Annotated in this window: 20 protein-coding genes and 1 pseudogene; 8 read left to right on the forward strand and 13 right to left on the reverse strand. The window is 60.7% G+C overall.

All coding sequences use genetic code 11. The annotated features are described in order from the left end of the window. The first annotated feature begins 64 nt into the window (after positions 1-64). Positions 65-2455: an ATP-binding cassette domain-containing protein gene (locus CVV68_RS14965; protein ID WP_110501797.1), complete on the forward strand. Its 2391-nt coding sequence runs from the start codon at positions 65-67 to the stop codon at positions 2453-2455. Positions 2456-2502: 47 nt separating this feature from the next. Here CVV68_RS14965 and CVV68_RS14970 read toward each other — a convergent pair whose 3' ends face one another. The 5 genes from CVV68_RS14970 to CVV68_RS14990 all read right to left on the reverse strand — a co-directional run bounded on the left by CVV68_RS14970 (position 2503) and on the right by CVV68_RS14990 (position 6699). Further along, positions 2503-3264, reverse strand: a complete 762-nt coding sequence (locus CVV68_RS14970) for an ABC transporter permease (protein ID WP_110501798.1) — start codon at positions 3262-3264, stop codon at positions 2503-2505. Then, on the reverse strand, positions 3261-4058 hold the full coding sequence (locus tag CVV68_RS14975) for an ABC transporter ATP-binding protein (protein ID WP_211320861.1): 798 nt from the start codon (positions 4056-4058) through the stop codon (positions 3261-3263). The genes CVV68_RS14970 and CVV68_RS14975 overlap by 4 nt, the downstream gene beginning before the upstream one ends. A gap of 23 nt (positions 4059-4081) precedes the next feature. After that, complete coding sequence (locus tag CVV68_RS14980; RefSeq protein WP_110501799.1) at positions 4082-4447, reverse strand: DUF1048 domain-containing protein; 366 nt, start codon at positions 4445-4447, stop codon at positions 4082-4084. A 2-nt stretch (positions 4448-4449) separates the two neighbouring features. Next, positions 4450-4779 (reverse strand): PadR family transcriptional regulator, encoded by a 330-nt coding sequence (locus CVV68_RS14985; protein WP_110501800.1) that lies wholly within the window; start codon positions 4777-4779, stop codon positions 4450-4452. Between the two features lie 984 nt (positions 4780-5763). Beyond that, the gene (locus CVV68_RS14990) at positions 5764-6699 is read right to left on the reverse strand and encodes an NADP-dependent oxidoreductase (RefSeq protein WP_110501801.1); all 936 of its coding nucleotides are present in this window, start codon (positions 6697-6699) and stop codon (positions 5764-5766) included. Positions 6700-6847: 148 nt separating this feature from the next. Here CVV68_RS14990 and CVV68_RS14995 point away from each other — a divergent pair, with 148 nt between their 5' ends. Further along, positions 6848-7324, forward strand: coding sequence for a MarR family winged helix-turn-helix transcriptional regulator (locus tag CVV68_RS14995; protein WP_110501802.1), 477 nt, complete (start codon positions 6848-6850; stop codon positions 7322-7324). A gap of 160 nt (positions 7325-7484) precedes the next feature. Here the strand turns inward: CVV68_RS14995 and CVV68_RS25085 are convergent. The 3 genes and pseudogenes from CVV68_RS25085 to CVV68_RS15005 all read right to left on the reverse strand — a co-directional run. Then, positions 7485-9925, reverse strand: a pseudogene (locus CVV68_RS25085) (Tn3 family transposase); the annotation flags it as partial. Next, positions 9862-10200, reverse strand: a complete 339-nt coding sequence (locus CVV68_RS25090; RefSeq protein WP_497707312.1) for a DUF4158 domain-containing protein — start codon at positions 10198-10200, stop codon at positions 9862-9864. The gene CVV68_RS25090 and the pseudogene CVV68_RS25085, both read right to left, overlap by 64 nt. A gap of 84 nt (positions 10201-10284) precedes the next feature. Then, positions 10285-10884 carry a recombinase family protein gene (locus CVV68_RS15005; RefSeq protein WP_110501829.1) on the reverse strand — a complete coding sequence of 200 codons (600 nt, stop codon included), beginning with the start codon at positions 10882-10884 and terminating at the stop codon, positions 10285-10287. Positions 10885-11273: 389 nt separating this feature from the next. Here CVV68_RS15005 and CVV68_RS15010 point away from each other — a divergent pair, with 389 nt between their 5' ends. From CVV68_RS15010 to CVV68_RS15025, 4 genes are all read left to right on the forward strand, one after another. After that, on the forward strand, positions 11274-11744 hold the full coding sequence (locus tag CVV68_RS15010; protein WP_245933559.1) for a GNAT family N-acetyltransferase: 471 nt from the start codon (positions 11274-11276) through the stop codon (positions 11742-11744). Positions 11745-11895: 151 nt separating this feature from the next. Beyond that, positions 11896-12252, forward strand: coding sequence for a DUF2750 domain-containing protein (locus CVV68_RS15015; protein WP_110501804.1), 357 nt, complete (start codon positions 11896-11898; stop codon positions 12250-12252). Between the two features lie 195 nt (positions 12253-12447). Continuing rightward, entirely contained in the window at positions 12448-12753 is a 306-nt protein-coding gene (locus tag CVV68_RS15020) for a hypothetical protein (protein WP_245933560.1), read from the forward strand. A 257-nt stretch (positions 12754-13010) separates the two neighbouring features. After that, positions 13011-13544 (forward strand): hypothetical protein, encoded by a 534-nt coding sequence (locus tag CVV68_RS15025; protein ID WP_146238914.1) that lies wholly within the window; start codon positions 13011-13013, stop codon positions 13542-13544. A gap of 273 nt (positions 13545-13817) precedes the next feature. Here CVV68_RS15025 and CVV68_RS23215 read toward each other — a convergent pair whose 3' ends face one another. After that, positions 13818-14177: a hypothetical protein gene (locus tag CVV68_RS23215; RefSeq protein WP_146238915.1), complete on the reverse strand. Its 360-nt coding sequence runs from the start codon at positions 14175-14177 to the stop codon at positions 13818-13820. Between the two features lie 495 nt (positions 14178-14672). Between CVV68_RS23215 and CVV68_RS15030 the strand changes: the two genes are divergently transcribed. After that, the gene (locus CVV68_RS15030; protein WP_110501807.1) at positions 14673-15371 is read left to right on the forward strand and encodes a DUF3592 domain-containing protein; all 699 of its coding nucleotides are present in this window, start codon (positions 14673-14675) and stop codon (positions 15369-15371) included. A gap of 112 nt (positions 15372-15483) precedes the next feature. Here the strand turns inward: CVV68_RS15030 and CVV68_RS15035 are convergent, their stop codons facing one another. Together CVV68_RS15035 and CVV68_RS23220 are read right to left on the reverse strand one after the other, a co-directional pair. Continuing rightward, a complete protein-coding gene (locus CVV68_RS15035) occupies positions 15484-16263 on the reverse strand; it encodes a hypothetical protein (RefSeq protein WP_146238916.1) in 780 nt (259 codons plus the stop codon). 10 nt (positions 16264-16273) lie between these two features. Next, positions 16274-16828 (reverse strand): hypothetical protein, encoded by a 555-nt coding sequence (locus tag CVV68_RS23220; RefSeq protein ID WP_146238917.1) that lies wholly within the window; start codon positions 16826-16828, stop codon positions 16274-16276. Between the two features lie 165 nt (positions 16829-16993). Between CVV68_RS23220 and CVV68_RS15040 the strand changes: the two genes are divergently transcribed. Continuing rightward, positions 16994-17317 carry an immunity protein CdiI family protein gene (locus tag CVV68_RS15040; RefSeq protein WP_110501809.1) on the forward strand — a complete coding sequence of 108 codons (324 nt, stop codon included), beginning with the start codon at positions 16994-16996 and terminating at the stop codon, positions 17315-17317. A gap of 133 nt (positions 17318-17450) precedes the next feature. Here CVV68_RS15040 and CVV68_RS15045 read toward each other — a convergent pair whose 3' ends face one another. Both CVV68_RS15045 and CVV68_RS15050 read right to left on the reverse strand, forming a co-directional pair. Further along, positions 17451-17792: a hypothetical protein gene (locus CVV68_RS15045; protein WP_110501810.1), complete on the reverse strand. Its 342-nt coding sequence runs from the start codon at positions 17790-17792 to the stop codon at positions 17451-17453. A 3-nt stretch (positions 17793-17795) separates the two neighbouring features. Next, the gene (locus tag CVV68_RS15050; protein ID WP_110501811.1) at positions 17796-18251 is read right to left on the reverse strand and encodes a prevent-host-death protein; all 456 of its coding nucleotides are present in this window, start codon (positions 18249-18251) and stop codon (positions 17796-17798) included. Positions 18252-18513: the final 262 nt, after the last annotated feature.

The following is an 18513-nucleotide window of genomic DNA, read 5'->3' on the forward strand; positions in this document are numbered from 1 at the left end:
CGGCGTCGTCCTGGGGCACCGATAAAGTAGACAGCAACAACCAGCCACAGGGAAACGAGCCAGCATGACCACGGACACTGGAACCGAAACGCCCGCGCCGGCGTCGCACGCTGCCGACAGGCACGATCTGATCCGCGTACAGGGCGCGCGCGTGAACAACCTCAAGGACATCAGCGTCGAGATCCCCAAGCGCCGGCTGACGGTATTCACCGGCGTGTCCGGTTCGGGCAAGAGCTCCCTCGTGTTCGGCACGATTGCCGCGGAGTCGCAGCGCATGATCAACGAGACCTACAGTGCCTTTGTGCAGGGTTTCATGCCGACGCTGGCACGTCCCGACGTTGACGTCCTGGAGGGCCTGACCACCGCCATCCTGGTGGACCAGGAGCGCATGGGCGCCAACCCCCGCTCCACTGTCGGCACCGTCACCGACGCGAACGCCATGCTTCGCATCGTCTTCAGCAGGCTCGCCCGGCCGCACATCGGCTCGCCCCAGGCCTATTCGTTCAATGTCGCCTCGATCTCGGGCGCCGGTGCCGTCACCATTGAACGCGGCGGCGAGAAGGTCAAGGAACGCCGCAGTTTTTCCATCACCGGCGGCATGTGCCCGCGCTGCGAGGGCATGGGCAGGGTCAACGACTTCAACCTCGAGGCGCTGTTCGACGCCGGGAAGTCCCTTTCCGAGGGGGCCCTCATGGTCCCCGGCTACAGCATGGACGGCTGGTACGGCCGCATCTTCGCCGGCTCGGGCTACTTTGACATGGACAAGAAGGTTGGCGGGTTCACCAAGAAGGAACTCAACGACCTCCTCTACAGGGAGCCCACCAAGATCAAGGTTGAGGGCATCAACCTCACCTATGAGGGGGTCATCGTCAAGATGCAAAAGTCCATGCTGGCCAAGGATGTTGACTCCCTGCAACCCCACATCCGCGCCTTTGTGGAGCGCGCCGTCGTCTTCACCACCTGCCCGGAGTGCGAGGGGACGCGGCTGGCCGAGCACGCCCGGTCGTCGAAGATCAACGGTGTCAGCATCGCCGATGCCTGCGCCCTGCAGATCAGCGACCTCGCCGCCTGGGTGCGTTCCTTGCAGGAGCCGTCGGTGGCCCCGCTGTTGGGGGCGCTGGGCGACTCGCTGGACTCCTTCGTGGAGATCGGGCTCGGCTACCTCAGCCTGGACCGTCCGGCCGGGACGCTGTCCGGCGGCGAGGCGCAGCGGACCAAGATGATCCGCCACCTCGGCTCCTCGCTGACGGACATCACCTACGTCTTCGACGAGCCGACCATTGGGCTGCACCCGCACGACATTGCGCGCATGAACAAGCTCCTGCTGCAGCTGCGGGACAAGGGCAACACCATCCTGGTGGTTGAGCACAAGCCTGAAGCCATCGCCATTGCCGACCATGTCATTGACCTTGGTCCGCTCGCGGGAACCCAGGGCGGCGAAGTGGTGTACGAGGGTACCATTGAGGGCCTGCGCGCCAGCGGCACCCTTACGGGCCGGCACCTCGATGACAGGGTTTCCGTGAAGGAGTCCTTCCGCAACGCCACAGGCGCGCTGGAGGTGCGGGGCGCCGACACCAACAACCTGAAAATGGTCGACGTCGACATCCCCCTTGGCATGTTGACCGTCATCACCGGTGTGGCCGGCTCGGGCAAGAGCTCGCTCATCCGCGGATCCGTATCCGGGCGCGAGGGCGTGGTGACGGTTGACCAGGGCGCCATCCGCGGATCCCGCCGCAGCAACCCGGCCACCTACACCGGGCTGCTGGAACCGATCCGCAAGGCATTCGCCAAGGCCAACGGCGTCAAGCCCGCCCTGTTCAGCGCCAACTCCGAGGGCGCGTGCCCCACATGCAACGGTGCAGGGGTCATCTACACCGATCTGGGCATGATGGCCGGCGTGGCCACCCTGTGCGAGGAGTGTGAGGGCAGGCGATTCCAGGCGGCGGTCCTGGAGTACCACCTGGGCGGACGGAACATCAGCGATGTCCTCACCATGTCGGTGGACCAGGCCCAGGAGTTCTTCAGCTCCGGGGACGCCACGCTCCCTGCCGCACACAGGATCCTCACCCGCCTGTCCGACGTCGGGCTTGGTTACCTGACGCTGGGCCAGCCGCTGACCACACTCTCCGGCGGTGAGCGCCAGCGCATCAAGCTGGCCACGCATCTGGGGGAGAAGGGCGGGGTCTACGTGCTTGACGAGCCAACCACCGGACTGCACCTGGCCGACGTCGAAAAGCTCCTGGGGCTGCTTGACCGGCTGATTGATGCCGGCAAGTCGGTCATCGTGATCGAACACCACCAGGCGGTCATGGCCCACGCCGACTGGATCATTGACATCGGCCCCGGCGCCGGCCACGACGGCGGAAGCATTGTTTTCGAGGGCACGCCCGCGGACCTGGTGGCGGCCCGGTCAACCCTCACCGGCGAACACCTGGCGGCCTACGTCGGCAGCTGAACCGGCACCGGCGGTCCGGCCGGCGGCAGGGGAGTGGACCCCTGCCCTTAAGCGATCCTGCGCCGGTAGGCGGCCATGGCAAGGACATAGGCGAGAATGAGAATTCCCAGGCACCAGGCGAGTGCAACCCAGATGTCACTGCCGGCCGGCCGTTGGGCAAACAGATCCTGAATCGTGTTGACGATGGAGGTCACCGGCTGGTTCTCAGCAAAGACCCGTACGGGACCCGGCATGGTGCTGGTGGGGACGAAGGCCGAGCTGATGAACGGCAGGAAGATCAGCGGGTAGGAGAATCCACTGGCACCGTCCACGGACTTCGCTGACAGGGCGGCGAGAACGGCAATCCAGGTGAGCGCCAGGGTGAACAGCGCCAGGATGCCGGCAACCGCAAGCCAGGCCAGGGGACCCGCCGAAGTACGGAACCCCATTACAAGCGCCACGACCACAATGATCACGAGCGTGAGCCCGTTGGATACCAGCGAGGTCAGGACATGTGCCCACAGCACGGAGGACCGTGCGATCGGCATGGAGTGGAAGCGCTCGAAAATTCCGCTGTTCAGGTCGTTAAACAACCGAAGGGCTGTGTACGCGATGCCCGACGCGATGGCGATCAGCATGATTCCGGGCAGCAGGTAGTTCACGTAGTTGCCGGCGCCTGTCTTAATTGCACCGCCAAACACATAGACGAAGAGCAGCATGAGGGCGATCGGCGTGATCGCAGTCGTGATGATGGTGTCCAGGCTGCGGGTGATGTGGCGCATGGAGCGGCCCAGCAGGACGCCCGTGTCCGCGAAGAAGTATTTGCTCATGGCTGGTCCTTGGTTGCTTCGTCCTTGCCGTCATTGCCGACAAGTGCGAGGAAGATGTCCTCGAGGCTCGGCTGCTTTTCCACGTACTCGACCTTCGCCGGAGGGAGCAGTTGTTTCAGCTCGGCGAGCGTGCCGTTGGCGATGATGCGCCCCTGATGAAGAATGGCGATCCGGTCGGCGAGTTGCTCGGCCTCGTCAAGGTACTGTGTGGTGAGCAGAACGGTGGTGCCCTGATGGGCAAGATCCTTAATGACCCGCCACACTTCGATGCGTGCTTCGGGGTCGAGACCCGTGGTCGGCTCATCAAGGAAGATCACTCGCGGTTGCCCGATCAGACTCATCGCGATGTCAAGGCGGCGGCGCATGCCGCCTGAATATGTTGACACCTTGCGCGATGCCGCCTCGGCAAGCTTGAAGCGGGCGAGAAGAGTATCCGCCACGTGGCCGGGGTCAAGCAGATGCCGCAACTTGGCAACCAGTACCAGGTTCTCCCTGCCGGTGAGGATTTCATCGACCGCGGTGAACTGCCCCGTCAGGCTGATGGATTCGCGAACCTTGACCGGTTGCGTCGCGACGTCGAAGCCGTTGACGGAGGCTGTGCCGGCGTCCGGCCTCAGAAGCGTGGACGAGATTCGCACGATAGTGGTCTTTCCGGCCCCGTTCGAGCCCAGAAGGGCGAAGATGCGCCCCGGTGCCACATCGAATGTCACGCCGCGCAGCACGTGCAATTCCTTGTAGGACTTTTCCAGGTCCTGCACTTCAATGGCGGGCAGCTGTATCTGATGCGTTGTCATGGGGATTTCCTTTCCCGCTCCCGTTACGGTTCGTTGTCCGCGACGCCGTTAATCGCGTCGGTGAGCCGCTTCCGCTCCTTGTTGATCCACTGGCCCTCCGAGTAGTTCGCCAGGAACGTCTCCGCGAACTCGACGGCGTCTTCCCCGACGATGTCGCGGACCGTGGTTCCATTCGCGGCGCTCTGCTCAAAGAGATCGGCGAGATCCTCCATCATCGACACCAGGGTTTCCCCTTTTGTGATGGACCCGAAGTACATCAGGTACCGGTCCAGCGCCTCGATCGCCGTGCGGTAGTCCGCGGGAAGCGCCTTGGTGCGGGCCTTGCACTGCTTGTACTGCTTCTTTTGCTCGAGCGAGCCGGTGACCAGCTCGATCCAATTCTTGGCCATGGCTATTTCCCTTCCTCCTTCAGCTGTCCCAGCCGTTCGGCCAGGAAGCCCCATGTCGTCCAAAACTCTTCAAGGTATTCCCGTCCGGGGACGTTCAGTGAGTACACCTTGCGTGGCGGACCCTTCTCTGACGGGACCTTCTCCACCTCGACGAGGCCGTTGCGTTCAATCCTGACGAGCAGTGCGTACACGGTGCCTTCGGCAATATCGGTGAATCCCTGCTCCCGCAGCCGCTGCGTGATCTCGTATCCGTACGCGGGCTGCACGGAAAGGATGGCAAGGACGATGCCTTCGAGCGTGCCCTTGAGCATCTCCGTTATTTGCTTGCCCACTCTGCTCCTCCTTCAACTACTCTGTGTTACTAGCTACTAGTATATAGTAGCGTTAAGTAGCAGGAGCGCAACACCCCCAACGAGGATAAACTTCGACGGAGTTTCTGTCGGCCTTGCTGCCGGCCTTGCCTTCGGCGCGATGGGGGAGCGCGAGGGCTGTTCCACCAATCAGCGTCCCGAGTCCCAATGCGAAATCATCGATGCGCCACAGGTGAGAGTTGCTCTCGCTTGAACGGCGGGCGAAGCCGCAGGCCACCCCGATCGAATTCCTTGTCAAAATGGTTCGGCGCCGGGTTGCGGGCGTCGGCTTGCGAAATAGTCAGGGCGCTTCAAATGATGCGAATTCTTGTTTCGCCGCCCGACGAAGGCTGGTCGGAATCATCCGGGAGATGGATAAGCTGATCTTCAGCGGAGGGACATGGCTCACGATTTGCCCGCCGCGCCTGGACGCTAAACTTGAGCCTGTTTTGAACGCCGGAATGTGTACTGGTTTACCGCCGATAATCTACATTATGTAAAGTAGATGTGTAACTGATCCTTCTGACAGTTGTCCCCTGACGCCACAACCGGTCATCTGTCGGATTCCTGGATGATCCGCTTCGAGAATTCCCTCCCATCCGACGCACCGCCGCTTACCAGCGGCAACACAACTTTGCGGGCCTGTGGCGCTGTGCAACGAACCGGTGCCATGTTGGGTTTGAGTACTGGTGTGATCGTGACCACTGATGCGCTTGGACCTTGATCCAGGCATGGTGGGTGTGGCTTCGCAGCCCTTTGGGATTACCCTTCCGGCCTCGCTCCCCCAGGCTTCACCCCATCGGCACTTAAGCGGCCACCCACGGTTCCCTCGACGAGACCAAGGCATCGCTCGTGCTGACGGAGTGGCCGGACAAGCTCCGCTTGTGCTGTCGGCCATTGAAACGTTGGAGCCGGTTGAAAGGGAGGATGACGCCGCGTGTCCGCAGTGTCATCCCCCTGCGTCCGTTAGCTGACCGTCAGGACGGTCTTGCCAAGGAGCTTGCCATTTTCCGCGTCTTCGTGGACGGCGCGCAGGTCCTGCAGCGTCCGGCGGTCGACGATGTTGAGTTTGATCCGGCCCTGATCCAGGCGCGACACCAAGTCAGCCAAGTGGGAACCGTTTGGCGTCACCCACACACTCGCTGTCCGCACCATGCGCTCATCGTCGGCTGGCACGGCTCCAGCGGAGCTGACCGCAATACCGCCGTCAGCAACGTAGGCCCTCAGTTTCGCCAGACCCTCCGGGTCGAGGCGGACGTGGTTGATCACGACGTCGAAGGGCCCGCCCACGGCCATTGGGCCAGCATCGAGATCCAGCGGGCCGGCAACCTGGGAGGCGCCGAGCTCGAGCAGACGGTCGGCATGCTGCAGCCCGTCGACGGCGGTCACCGTCGCGCCGGCGTCGACGGCGAGTTGCACGACGATGCTGCCCACTGCACCACCCGCGCCGTTGACGAGCACGCTCTGCCCGGCTTGGATATCGGCCAGTTCAATGGCGGCCTGCCGGGCCGCCAGTCCTGTCAGCGGCAGTGCCGCGGCCTCGGCCAGCGGCAGTGTGCGCGGTGCTGTGGCGACGAACTCGGCTGCGATGACCGCGTACTCCGCGGCACCGCCGTGCTCGTTGAGAGGGAACATCCCGATGACGAGGTCATCGACCTGGAGCCCGGTGACGCCCTCACCAAGTTCGACGATCGTGCCCGCAACGTCCAGGCCCGGCGTGATCGGCAGCGGGGTCGGGATGGCTTCCGCGAGCATGCCCAGTCGGATGTGGCCGTCCACCGGGTTGAACGAGGTCGCGGCTACCTTCACGAGCACTTGGCCGGGGCCGGGAACGGGGAGTTCCACCTCCTCCACGCGCAGAACCTCGGTGCCGCCGAACTGATGGTATCGAATTGCCTTCACAGGACTCTCCTCATGATGTTTATGGTCAACGGTCCTGCGGTAATGAGGGCCGAATGCTGCTCCGGAACTTGCCTGGGCAACTGAGAAGACTCTGCCTGACTTGCCTCGGCAAGTCAACCGAGTTTAAGCTGAGGTATGCTTTGGTGTCATGACCGATTCCCCCCGATGGCTCGACGAGCACGAACAGGCGGTGTGGCAGGACCTGCTCACCGTCGTGATCGCGCTGCCGACGCTGCTCGATCGCCAGTTGGAACGCGACGCCGAGACGACGAACTACGAATACAGCGTTCTGGCCCGCCTCTCCATGGCCCCAGACCTCACCCTCCGCCTCAGCGACTTGGCCGCTCAATGCGACAGCAGCCAGCCCCGGCTATCGAAGGTCATGGTCCGCTTCGAGCAGCGCGGCTGGGTCACCCGCAGCCCTGATCCGGACAACGGGCGATACACACTCGCCACGCTGACCGAAACCGGAGTTCAGAAAGTCGTGGCGAGCGCCCCTGATCATGTGAATCGCGTGCGCGAGCTCGTGTTCGACCCGCTCAGCATTACGCAGCAACGCAACCTCGGAATTGCGCTCTCCCGCATCGCCGGGACAGTCCGCGAACAACTCGACAACCGCAAGTGATGCTGTCCCCGCGACAGCCCACACCGCCGCGCAATCTGCGGCCTGGGCCCGATTGCTAGATTCGAGGGTTTGATTCGCTGAAGTGATAAGGATGGGCAGGATCGAGACATTTCAGTTGAACCAGAAGCCGAGATCTGGCGCTTTTCGTGCTTCAACTTGGGGTGTTCCAGAGCACAATGGCAGCGGTGAGGAGGTTGAGTCCGGAGGCGCGGTAGCGTTGTTGTTCATTTCCGGGTCCCGGATTTCGCCAAGGCGGTTGAAAAATACTGCGCGTGCAAGCGCGTTGCGTGCCTCGCCCTTGTTCAGTCCGGCGTTGACCCGTCGGCGCAGTTCGACGCTTTGGAGCAGTCCAGGATAGAGAGTGTCCGTTCGATCCGGCCCAGTTCGCGCAAGGCGATGGCCAGGCCGTTGTGGCGTGGGTAGCTGCCGAGCTTGCGCGGCATCAGTGATGCGGTCACTGTGCCTTGTTTGATGGAGGTGGCCAGCCGCAGGGTCTCGTCCCAATGAGTACGGATGGCTTTGACATTGGGGGTGCCACCGATGAGGGGCTTGAGTGCGTCATAGGTAGTGTCACCTTTGGGAATGTACAGCTTGGTCTCGTCCAGGTCGCGGATGCGGGGTGCGAAGCGGAAGCCGAGTAGGTGCATCAGGCCAAAGACCTGGTCGGGGAATCCATTTGTGTCCGTGTAGTGTTCCTCAATCCGCAGATCCGACTCGTGGTAGAGCAGGCCGTCGAGAACGTAGGTTGAGTCCCGGACGCCGACATTGACGATCTTGGCACTGAAGGGCGAATACTGGTCCGAGATGTGGGTAAAGAACATCCGCCCCGGCTCCGTGCCATATTTGGGATTGATGTGGTGCCGTCGCCCCAGTTCCCTGCCAAGGGTTGCCGGGATTGCGCATTGACCAGTTCAGCGAGAGCGGCCCCGTAGGTTTCGTCCCGGATGTGCCAGGCTTGCAGCCACGATAGTTTGGCGTAGGTTGTGCAAGGGCAGGATTCGGCCATTTTGGTCAGCCCGAGGTTGATCCCGTCGGCCAAGATCGTTGTCAGCAGGAGTTTTTTGTCCTTGACCGTGTCTCCGTTCTTCAAGTGTGCGAAGTGGCCGGTGAATCCGGTCCATTCATCGACCTCCGTGAGCATGTCGGTGATCTTGATGTTCGGCAGCTGTGCTGCTGGCTGATCGATCAGGACCTGCGCCGCGTCGGGAACAGCGGCGTCGAGCGGGGTGACCTTCAACCCGGAGGCGGTGATGATGGCATTGGGCAGACCGTCGTTCCCGGCCAGACGGTCGACCTTCGCCCATTGCTGTTCCAGCAATCCGAGTCGGTCATGCAGGAAGTGGTCACAATCGCTGGATATTCCCAATGGCAAGGCGCCAGCAACTTTGAGATTGACGAACGTTTCCGTGGGAACGAGGTATTCGTCGAAGTCCTTGAGCTGGCGTGAGCCCCGTACCCAGATATCACCTGAGCGCAACGCGTTCTTCAGCTCCGACAGCGCACAAAGCTCGTAATACCTCCGGTCGATCCCCTCGCTGGTGAAGACAAGTTTGGTCCAGCGGCTTCACGAATCCGGTGGTGCCTCTGCCGGCACCTTACGCACGGTATCGATGTTCATGGAACGTAGCACGTCGATGGCCTCAAGTAGGTCCTTGGCGGCCGGTGCTGCCCGCAGTTTGAGAACGGCTTGGAATGCAGGTGCGTAGCGGCGCACCGTTGCATAGCTTTCACTGATGCGGTGTAGGAAGTCGAAATCCCCAGGTTGGGCGAGCTTTTGAGCCTCGTCCACACTGGCTGTGAAGGCATCCCAGGACATAACGGATTCGATCGCAGCCTATGGGTCGGTGCGGCTTTCCTTGGCATCCAGCAGTGCTTTGCCGATGCGCCGAAGAGACGGACCTTGTCGTTGATTGCTTTTCCGGAGGCCTGGAATTGTTGCTGGTGTCGGTTCTTGGCCGTATTGAAGAGCTTGCCGATGATGCGGTCGTGCAGGTCAATGATTTCATCGGTGACGGTAGCCATGCCTTCTGCCGCCACCGCCACCAACGTGGCGTAACGGCGTTGTGGTTCGAACTTGGCCAGATCGGCTGGCGTCATCTGGCCACCCTCGCGTGAGATCTTGAGCAGACGGTTCTGGTGGACCTGACGTTCGATGCCGGCGGGCAGGTCCAGCTCCTGCCAGGTTTTCAAGCGCTCAATATGCTCGAGCATGTGCCGCGAGTTCGGCTTGACCGGTGATTGGCGCAACCAGGCAAGCCGGGTAGATTTTCCTTCTTCTCGACGTTTGAGCAGATCGTCCAAACGCCGTCGATGGTCACTGGACAGGGAATCCGTCAAGGCGGCGTAGATGCGGCGGTTGGCCTGCGTGATGACTTCGGCGCAGATGCGTTCGATGACTTCCAATGCCGGAATCACCACATGCTGTCGGCGAAGGGCCTCAAGCACGCGGCCTGCCAGCACGATTCCCTTATCGGACTGCAGGGCCAGCTCCGTGGCCGAATTCAGAGCACCGCGGTAGTCAGTAATGCCAAAAGGCTTCACGCCGAGGTAGGTGCGCAGTTCGAGCAGATGCTCCCGGCGGGTTTCCTCCCGCGCGGCATATGCCGGCCAACAGATCGGGTCGATTTCAAGTTGCGCGCCAATCCAGTGCAACAACGTTGCGGGAACATCTGCCTCGGACGATAGGCCTTGTCCGGGGAAACGGAGTAACACAACTGCGCAGCAACGCCCAAACGGTTCGCTTCGCCGCGTCTCTGGCGGATCATTGCCAGGTCGGATTCGCTGAATGTGTACTGGCGAATCACCTCGTCCTCAGCAACGGGCAGCGCGAGCAGACTTTCGCGCTCATCAGCAGACAGGATCGAACGACGGGGCATTGGCGTTCCTCTCGATAGCGAAGGAAATGGAGAATCAGGGTAGTGAAAACCTAATGTCAGCGGCCGACGATGGGCATGCGCAGGTTATGGGCTAGTAGTACCTGGCTTCCTACGCTGGCCGCGTTCAACCGCCCGGTAGATGGTGGATCGGCTGATGGAGAATAGTTCGGCCATTTCGGCCATAGTGTATTCCCCCGCATCGTGCAGTTCCAGGAGGTGAGCTTCTTGTTTCGCCGTGAGTTTTGGCTGTTTTCCCCGGAGCCGTCCGTTGGCCTTGGCTACCTTCATTCCTTCGCGGGTACGCATACTGATGAGGTCGGCTTCGAACTCGGCGATCATCGCTAGGACGTTGAACAGCAGTTTGCCCATTGGGTCGGTGGGGTCATGGACGGAACCACCGATTTTGAGTTTGATTTCACAGCTGGCGAGGTCATCTGAAATTTCATGGGCGTCCCGGACGGAACGGGCGAGGCGGTCGAGCTTGGTAACGACGAACGTATCTCCGGCCCGGCACGCAGCGAGGGCTTCGCGAAGTCCGGCACGATTCTTATTCCTGCCGGTAAAGCCATGATCAACATAGATCCGTTCCGGCTCAACGCCAAGCGAGGCCAGGGCATCACGCTGGGCGGTGAGGTCTTGCTCTTCCGTGGACACGCGTGCGTAGCCGACCAAAATTTTAGACATGTAGAAGAATGTGTCACATAGGGACCCGTCACCGGTCAGTTCACCGGACACCCTATACGGAACAGTCAACGGCCAACGGTCGCAACGAAGCACTTCAGAGGTGGGTGCGTCCGGTGGAGGACCGGCTTGCGGGACACTCTGATGACGCCTATACGATACGCCCCTTGCGGGGACTGCATAGCTCTTCGAAAAGCCAAGAATGCTCTTTCTCGTTCAGACAAGGAGGTGGCGACAACGTGTCGAATGCCCTTTTTGATTGCCCGCACTGAGAGTTCGGTAATAATTGAAAACAGGCTAAGCGTGAAGGGATGAATTAGCGGATGACTGGTAGCGGGTTTGCTGAGTACACACCCAGCCGGCGTCCACAGGGCACCACGTTGGCTGGCCCCGTGGAGATCAGGCTGGCCACGAGTGGTGATATCGATGCAATACGTGGCATCGACGCAAAAGCGGGTCGGCCACCCACTGAGGTGTCGGCCTTGGCCACTGCCATTCTTGACGATGCGCGACTGGTTGTAGTCGCATCCATGGATGGCACCACTGTCGGGTGGGGCAAGACTCACTTCTGGTCTTACGCCGATGGGCAGGCATCCAGCGGGCACTACTTAGGCGGCGTTACGGTGCTCCCCGGGCTAAGGCGCCACGGTGTAGCCAGGACTTTGACTCAAGTGCGACTGGACTGGATTTGGGGACGCGCCGATTCGGCTTGGTATATCGTCAACCCAGCCAACAAAGCATCGATCGATCTTCATCGACAGTGGGGGTTCACTGAAGTTGCCAGATCTGCGAAATTTCACACGACCAGCTTCACCGGTGGCGTGGGGCTACTGATGCAAGCGAAACAGCCACTAGACGAGTAATAGGATTCCCCAGATTCCTATCACCAACGTCCCTGAATGCGCTAGCCAACCGGGTCAATTACGCAGCCCAGCAACAGCTTGTCCCGCCCAACGTTCCCCATCGGGCCTTCGGAAGCGCTGTTACCGGCAGTGCACGTGGCACGATGTTCACATGGGAATCAGTGCCGCACACGCAAGCGCGTTTTACGACGAAGTACTTGGCTATCGGACGGTCTGGGCCATTAGCGACGTGAATGGATACCCGGCACCTCGCAATGGTGACGGGCACCGCAGCATGCCATTTTGGTCTGCAAAGAGTCGCGCTGAAAGAATTACCGCCTCCTTGGACGCCTACAAGGAATTCTCAGTCGTTTCGATTGCCCTCGATGAATGGCGTTCAAGGTGGCTTCCGGGACTCGACGCCGACGGAATTCTCGTAGGACTCAACTGGTCCGGAACCCACGCCACAGGCTATGACGTGGCACCAACCGAAGTCATGGTTTCGCTGTCCACACGAGAACTCAGATAGTCGGTCGCTCAATCACTCCCACATGTCCCGACCAAGGTTCCCTCACCGGGCCGCGGCGCTGGCATGCCGTGGTCCCGATTCCGACATGTTGACTTCCCACGGGCGGCCAAGAATCATTTCCACATGAAGCGGGGGAAACGAATTGCAATCTGGGCACTGTGCGCCGTCCTTCTCGTCGGCATAGGCACTGTGGGAATGCAGCTTTGGACCGTCCACCAGATGACGTCGGATTGGACGCTGTGGCCTACGGAGGTGCCGTCCAAGGTCCAGTTCGCCGGTCGCGACTTCAACTGCGGACCGAACCTTGCACCAAGCACCCGTACTCTTGACGGACTGAGCTTGCGCGGTAAAACGGCCGGTGGCGTCGATATTTATAGTGTCGAACCCGGAACGGGGCAGATGACCGTGACTTCGATTCTGGTCAAGTCGGACATCGCAACTTATTCGTGTGGCGTCATGGGCGGCCCATCCCTGCTCCTGGGCTCAAGCCCCGCCCGGTGAGGGATCCGTTACCGAGTGACGGAGCCAGGAACGCTTCTAAAGGGGGCATCTGCAGAGATGACTGAGGCAGCGACCATAACGTGGCATGATTGAGCTGGATTCTGACGGGACTCTGTAGGCTTACCGCCTGGTGGAGGACGAAAATTGGGGACGAATTGAAGACAGCCGGGACGATCTGCGCCATTGCCATTGCTCTGGCCCTTTCCGGATGCACCGGTCAGGCTACGGCGCCATCTGGGGGCGCAAGCGCATCGCCCGTGCCGCCCCCCACCGCTCCGGCGTCTGCCCGGCCGAGCCAGGTGGTTGCCGCCACAGTGAATGAGGGCACCGGCTCCTTCCCCAAGGGATCTGCGGTCTGCAACGACTCGCTCACTGACAGCAACCCGCTGAACATCGCCACGGCGACCCTTTCAAGCGACGGAAAGAACCTCTCTGTCCTCATCACCCTCGATTCGCCCTACCCCGTGCAGCACGGGCGGGCGTTCAGAGTCGTGATGGGTGCAGTCCAGCACCAGGAGGACTACGTCGCGGCGATCGAGGAGACCGCCGACGGCGGCGTGACGACGTCCGTGACGGACTCCCAGAGCGGCAACACCATCCAGGTGCCCGCCGCGGCGGCTTCGATTACTGACCGGAAGGTCACCGCCGAGATCCCCACGGCGGACTTCCCACGGCTGGGCGCCCCCTTCACTTGGAAGGTCGAGGCCCAATCGGGCGGGCAGAGCGTCGACATCTGCCCCAACGAGAATATGGCGGGAGTTCGGGTCTGGATCGGCTTCCCCCAGGGCTGATCGCCCGATCGGGCCGCAGCGCCCCAGCACCCCATGTACCGGTGCGTCGGGGTCGGCACTGGGGCGAATTTCCATTCCTCGATTGCCGTCCGGTGCGGGATCCCTCATCGGAATGTTGTAGTCACAAGGCCTTACCGTTGCGAGAAAGGAGTCGTCGTGTACGCGAAATTGGACGGTCCCTGGTTCTGGCTTCGAAGCCTGAGGCCGGGTCTTTGGCGTCCTTCGCCGATCGCGTGCTGCCGTCTCAGGGTCAACGCCGAATGTGGCTCCGGCCTAGTAGTCGTAGCGCAGGTATACGCGCAACTCATCGCCCGCGTAGCTGGAACCAGTGCAAATCCGGCTCAAAGTCAGCAGGTTCCTGGCGCTACAGCGCTCCTGGGACAGATCCATCTCATCGATGAGCTCGTTGGCCACATCAGCCGAACCGGCTTCGATGACCATTTCGCGCCAGCATCCTCCTGAACCACACTCCTGCGAGGTGCCCTTCACGACTGCCGGCCCGGGGACGCCCGGGAACGCTGAGCCAGGTGGCGTTTTCCCCTCGTCGATGAAGGTTAAACCAACACTGGCCACCCAGACAAACGCCAGCAAGGACACGGCAATGAAGAGTAGGTGTCTACGGCGCTTCCCCATTGAACAAACCTATCTGGAATCCCTCGAGAACCTGGCCGTCACCCCACACTCATCGGAACGAACTCGAGGACAAATCATTTCAACCCCGTGCCTGCATCAAAAAGCGGGGCTCACCAGGTCGTCCCGTTCAAGGTTCCCCCTATGCAGACGGGCGGGCTGTGGGGAGAGGACTGAGACGACAACCGCCCGGAATAATGTCAGGTGCACGGGGTGATCCAGTACATTCAAAACTATGACCGAACTGTTTATCGGATGCGCTCTGTTATCCACCCACGATCCAGAGCTCATCACCCAGAAGAGTGCGCTGCTTGCCGTTGGAGTCATGCCTTCCCGAGTCGGACGAGTAGCGGCCTCATGAGCGGCAATCCTGAGAGCTTCCCGGTGGCTGGGGACCTATGTCTTATTTCCGATGGCCGTCCCTCTGGCGACGGGCCGGCCTGGGCCGAATCAGGGCTGCGCCGACGGTACCTGAGACGACATTGGGTGGCTGGGGTAGTGGCTGTGCTGACGGTTTTGCTCTGGGCCGTTGGGTTCTGGGTTCTGACAAGACCATTTCACGAAAACTGGCCGGTCACCGAGGCGAGGGTAGTGCGCACCCACCAGTTCTACGCCAAAGGGGAACACTGCGAGGTCTATGTCCAGTTCACGTCCGAGGGACAGCCACGTACTGTCATGTTCTCCGGTTATGCCCCTTGCAGCGAGCTTCCATTCCGTGGAGAAACCGTCAAGGTTGCTCTAGACCCGTGGGACGCAAGCTCGGTCCGCATCATCGGCTATGACGGGCCTTTGTGGGCGGATATTGAGTTTGCCGCGTTGCTCCTGGCAATGCCAGGCTTCGGTGCGTGCGCATATTTTATCGCTGACGGGTTTCTTTTCCGGCGTGCGCACAAGGCTGGCGGTGACCGCCCGTGGCGGTCGGTGACAGTCCGATTCGTCTCACGGGCCATCTACCGGGGCACTGCCACTTGCCGCTTGTTGGCGCTGGACGAGCACGGCAAGGAACGTACGTTCCTCCTGTCAGGTCCGAGGAAGGACTTACCCGGTTTCGTACACGCCAGCCCCGGAACGACGATTGGGTTCTGGCTTGTAGGGGATGGCAACGGCAACGTTCTGATCAACCAGCCGGGTTTCGGACGTGCAACCGTAGGCAGGGTATCTGTCCCAAACGAGTTTGAATTCCGGACCATGACATAGAGCCTTCTGCACTCGCCCATGACAGCCGACCTGGTATAGGGCTGGTCAGTTTTGGTAGTGCATCAAATGTCGCGCAGGCGGTTACTCACCGGCGACCCTCGCGCTGCCGACATCAGGCGGTTTCCAGCTTAACCAGACGCTCCGCTATCCGGGTTCCTGCACGGTTTTCCGCTGGGCAACGAGCCAGCCATCTTCTCAACACGGCAATTTCCGCGTTCCTTTGTGAGAGCTTGCGGTGGACAATGGCTGCCTGCTCCGTGTACCAAGGGGCCGGCATCCCACCACCAGCGTCGCCCTCTGCCCCCTGGATGGCTTTGTAGCAAAGGATCAGGGCCTCTTCGAGCCGGCCCTCGCGTTTTAGCTCCTTGATCGGCTCAACGAGCTCAAGGTAATGGACGCCATCGACCATTCCCCGTTTAAACTGGGCAGCCCGCGCCCCGCCGCCGTCCAAGGCTTCCCTGACCATCTCGGAAACGTGAGTTTGGGCGCTGTTTATCCGTTCCCTGGATGTAAGCGGCGGCGGGTTCTGTTCTGTGTACGGCCATTTTGGCTCGCCGTCGCCCAGCCAAACATAGGCCTTGGCCAGCAGCTTCTGTTCCCGCAGGATGTGGAGCTGGTACTTGACCGGTTCGCTGGCACCGACCACTACGGTGACGTCCGTTGTTGCATAAGAGGGTAGGTATCCGACCCTCTCGCCGTCAACGAACACAGCGACGGCCTCGGAGTTTGCGAGGTTTTTCGGCTCTCTCTGGAGCTGGGCCACACCCTCGAAGTATCCGCGCTTCCTAAGCCTCTTCCGTTCGGCAAGGGCGGCTACGGCTTCCTTGGCGAAAGTGGTTGTGCCAGCCACTTCCAGACACGGGCTGAAATTTATGGAGATTGTCGGTTTCACGGGTGGTTCCCTAGTGGGACGGCTCGATGCGGACTGAAGGGTTAGAGTCGTGAGCAGCTTCAGCATCTGTTGCCGCAGCGAGTTCACTGTCAGAAACACTCAACATCAACGAGCTGTTGCGCCTGTTGAAGAAATGCAGATCTATTTCCCGACCATTAACCTTCCAAGTGCTAGGTGGCACTTCTTCGTTGCTCAACAGTCTGGTGGGCTGCCCATACAGGTCTGTCAGAATGCCGCAAACAGCGTCGTGACCGAGACGGGTGGTGCGGGACTCGGCCTCTGGGAACGAGTAAGCGTGGAGGTTGATGCTCATGAATTTTCCGTTGTAGGTGCTCCATGAGGCAAAAGAAATACCTGGCAGTTCGGTGACTAGTGCAAAAGATGTCGTTGAGGATCCTTCAATGCCCTGATTCAAGCGTTCCCCAGATTTGAACGGCACGCGCTCGAAGAGATTCTCGCGTTCTGCATCGGAGCCGGGCCATGTCCCCTCCACCAGTTGCGCCACTACAGCAGCAATCGCCGATGGATCAGGAATCAGTTCACTTTGCGGCTCTACCGTGGGCATATGGCGACACTACCGCGTGGCCATAGCGAACGACACCGGTGAACATCCAAAAACCCATTGGTAGTCCGCGGAACAGAAACACCGGACTTGCCGGACACCGCAAACAAGAATTTCCGCCCCGGCCGACCTTGCCACCACTGTCCCGTAGGTGGTTAGGATCCGGTCATGGCAGATAAATCCGTCCGTCGCGTCATCCGCCTGTTTCCTGACTACGGCCATCGGTGGCCACTGTGGGAGAACAGCACTGCCGAGCGACCGACGAAATACACAATGGAGCCCGCGGACTTTGGGCTATCGCAGAGTCTCACGCTCCGACTTCGCGCGTGGTACGACGTCTGGGATGCTGAGAACTTGTATGACGCCGGTTGGAGCTCGCCTGAAAACGAAACAGCTTGGAACGTGGAGGGTGCCAGTATCGCTGAGCAACTTCGTGAAGAAGTCAAGGCCTTCGCTGACGTGGAATACGACGAGCAGAACCGGTGCCTGTAAACGACATCGTCAGCGCCCGGTCAAGGTTCCCTGCGGATGGAATCTGGGAGGCTTGCTCCGACCGGGCTGCGGTCCAGTGGTTAGGCATCTGAGAGAGGCGCTACCGTTGGATGTTTTTCTTTTCCCAAGCTCTCTACTTGGTCTCGTTGGGATGCTTGGTATGGACCTGCTCCAGATAGACCACCGGGCCCTCGACGTAGAACCAGATACGAGCATCGCCCTTTAGCGTTGGCTTGTGCTGCCATCGCTCATGGGTGGAGCCATTACGGGTCACGACGCCGTGTTCACCACGCAAGTGATAATTGGTCGGTGTAACAGACAGAGGTGTCCTCGTCAGAAAATCCCAAGCATCAGCCAAGGGGCCCCTGATCGTGGCCTTTAGATTCATCCAGCCACGCTGGGCCTGGGCAGAGGCGAAGTGAATCTCGTATTCAGACTTCTTGGTTGGTCGCTCGACCTCCAGGTTCTTGGCCATCCTTTAGGGGCGCTCAACGACTACGGAGTCATCGAGCCATTCCACGGGCTCCTGGCCGAGGCCGGCGGCGATAGCCGTCGCCGTTTCGCGCCAAGCTGTGAGTTCAGCAATGGCCAGGTGCGGCTGGTTGGTGGCGAACGAAGCGCGTGCGGCGGACAAAATATCATTGGCACACGTCTCGCGATCAGCCAGGCTCAGCGCCAGCATCCAAGGGAACCTGTCGATCATGCGCCTTACGAGAGTTCCATCGGTGCTCGTTGAAACCGCAACAAGCTGGGCTGCCAGCTCCAGCAGATTAGTGCGTGCTCGATCTGCACTGCCGGACATCAGCACCAGAGATTCACCGTCACGACGAGTGACCTCAACAGGATGATCTGCCGCAGCCGCGAAGACCTCAGCGGAAGAGCGGCTCAATTCAGAAGACTGAAACGTGGTTCGGGAACGGGTGAGTGTATTCATGCTTCGAGTCTAATTCAGAACGTATTCAGAAGACCATTGGATTCTTGTTCCGTGAGTCTCAAATGGTCCCGCAGGAGGTTCCCCTTGCGGAGAGTGAACCGCCCCGGCGCCGTTGGAGACGCCCGTCGTGCGTGAGGAGAATAGGATGCTCGTGTTCCCGTGCGACGGTACTTCAGCCAAGCTGCGGACTGGTGGCGACGTGACGGAGGAAGACGACGCCGTAGCCGGCTGTGCACAAGCCGAGTCCGACACCGACGAGTGC

Source organism: Arthrobacter livingstonensis (genome assembly GCF_003219815.1).
Classification (GTDB): domain Bacteria; phylum Actinomycetota; class Actinomycetes; order Actinomycetales; family Micrococcaceae; genus Specibacter; species Specibacter livingstonensis.